The 632-nt window shown below is 61.1% G+C and carries 1 protein-coding gene; it reads left to right on the top strand.

The window, feature by feature from the left end; translation table 11 throughout:
• Window positions 1-632, top strand: a 632-nt coding sequence (locus PY649_RS34810; RefSeq protein WP_285873615.1) for a zinc-binding dehydrogenase, incomplete at both ends; no start/stop codon positions are given.

Consider the following 632-nt stretch of genomic DNA (forward strand, 5'->3'; position numbering starts at 1 on the left):
GATGTCGGCCCGGGTGTGACCTCGGTGAAGAAAGGCGACCACGTCATTCCGCTTTATACGCCCGAATGCCGCGAATGCCCCTCCTGCCTCAGCCGCAAGACCAATCTGTGCACGGCGATCCGTTCCACCCAAGGCCAGGGGCTGATGCCGGACGGCACTTCGCGTTTTTCGATCGGCAAGGACAAGATCCATCACTATATGGGCTGCTCGACCTTCGCCAATTATACGGTGCTGCCGGAGATCGCCGTCGCCAAGGTCAATCCGGACGCCCCCTTCGACAAGATCTGCTATATCGGCTGCGGCGTCACGACCGGCATCGGGGCAGTCATCAACACCGCCAAGGTGGAGATGGGCGCAACGGCGATCGTCTTCGGTCTCGGCGGCATCGGCCTCAATGTCATCCAGGGCTTGAAGCTTGCCGGTGCCGACAAGATCATCGGCGTCGATCTCAACAATGACAAGAAGGCCTGGGGCGAACGCTTCGGCATGACGCATTTCGTCAATCCGAAGGAGGTCGGCGACGACATCGTTCCCTATCTCGTCAACATGACGAAGCGCGGCGCCGACCAGATCGGCGGGGCCGACTACACCTTCGACTGCACCGGCAACACCAAGGTGATGCGCCAGGCGCT

Origin of the sequence: Rhizobium mayense (assembly GCF_030272705.1) — a bacterium.
Classification (GTDB): domain Bacteria; phylum Pseudomonadota; class Alphaproteobacteria; order Rhizobiales; family Rhizobiaceae; genus Rhizobium; species Rhizobium mayense.